Below are 1195 nucleotides of genomic sequence, written 5' to 3' on the forward strand. Positions count from 1 at the left end.
TAGTGATTTTACTAACTTAACCGAGTGTACGAAAGTATGGCATGGGATCAATTGTTGGTTTTTCTAATTCTCCCCAAAGATAATTTGTATTTCATTAGAACCCTGCCTTCTCTCAATCCCAATATTATCAAGCAAACTTATATTGCATTTGAAATATTTATTCACTATAATTTCAAATGAAAGGAGAGGGAAATGAGAACTTCTGAAAATAAGCAACATGAGCAAGAAATTGTTTTGACAAAAGCTATTTGCAATTTGTCTAAATTTTATTCTTTCACCGGAAAGATCTGAGTGACATTATTGGTATAAGTGAATCTAGTGCTACACGCCTTAACCAAGGTAAAAAATTCATTTCTCCTCATACTAAAGAGGGTGAAATGGCTTTATTGCTTGTAAGAATATATAGAAGTTTAAACTCTATGCTTGGAAATAATCATGAGAAAGCTAAAGCATGGCTAAATAGCAAAAATAAATATTTTCAAAATAAGCCAATTGAAGAAATGAAAACAATTCCTGGTTTAATCTCTGTACTTAATTATTTAGATGCAATGCGTGGCAAATTATGAGTCTTTGGGAGCTCTGTGCGGGTGAAAAATTCAAAAGAGAAATTAAAGTTGACCCATGGAGAGTAGTCGAAGCTCAACATATTTCTAGTTCTAGAGATTTAATTGATAGTAGAGAAGAACATGATATTTTAGAGGAATTGTTAGAGGAGTCAAAACCTCCAATTGCAGACAAGAGACATTACTTAATTTTTACTCCCTTTAGATATCCTCCTCTAAAATATGGTTCTCGTTTTGGTAGACAATATGAGCCGTCACTATGGTATGGTTCAATCGGCCTCCAAACAGCTTTTGCTGAAGTAGCATATTATCGATTGAAATTTTTTGAAGATACCGAGGCAAATCTTGAATACATTGAAATTCCAATGACAGCCTTTAAAGCTTATATAAAAACCAAGAAAGGAATAGATCTTACTAAAGCACCATTTAATGAGTATCAAAATCAGATATCTAGTAAAAAAGCTATGAATATAGCCAGCCATTAGGTACGCACATGAGAGAAGCAGGTATCGAGGCTTTTCTATTTGAGTCAGCAAGAGCAAAACAACCTGGGATAAATGTGGCAGCATATACCCCAGAAGTATTTATAAAAGAAAAAGATCAATATATATCCAGTATTCAAAATTGGCGAT

At 33.2% G+C, this 1195-nt stretch carries 2 protein-coding genes; both read left to right on the plus strand.

What is annotated here, in order from left to right:
* The first annotated feature begins 377 nt into the window (after positions 1-377).
* Complete coding sequence (locus tag BN58_RS34855; protein ID WP_019217644.1) at positions 378-566, plus strand: MbcA/ParS/Xre antitoxin family protein; 189 nt, start codon at positions 378-380, stop codon at positions 564-566.
* On the plus strand, positions 563-1048 hold the full coding sequence (locus BN58_RS26265) for an RES family NAD+ phosphorylase (RefSeq protein ID WP_019217645.1): 486 nt from the start codon (positions 563-565) through the stop codon (positions 1046-1048). The genes BN58_RS34855 and BN58_RS26265 overlap by 4 nt, the downstream gene beginning before the upstream one ends.
* The last annotated feature ends 147 nt before the right edge of the window (positions 1049-1195 follow it).

Origin of the sequence: Legionella tunisiensis (assembly GCF_000308315.1) — a bacterium.
GTDB lineage: Bacteria > Pseudomonadota > Gammaproteobacteria > Legionellales > Legionellaceae > Tatlockia > Tatlockia tunisiensis.

What these genes read in the sequence shown, in the direction of transcription:
- BN58_RS34855 (WP_019217644.1), top strand. Translation starts at nt 378, where the DNA reads ATGGCTTTATTGCTTGTAAGAATATATAGAAGTTTAAACTCTATGCTT.
- BN58_RS26265 (WP_019217645.1), top strand. Translation starts at nt 563, where the DNA reads ATGAGTCTTTGGGAGCTCTGTGCGGGTGAAAAATTCAAAAGAGAAATT.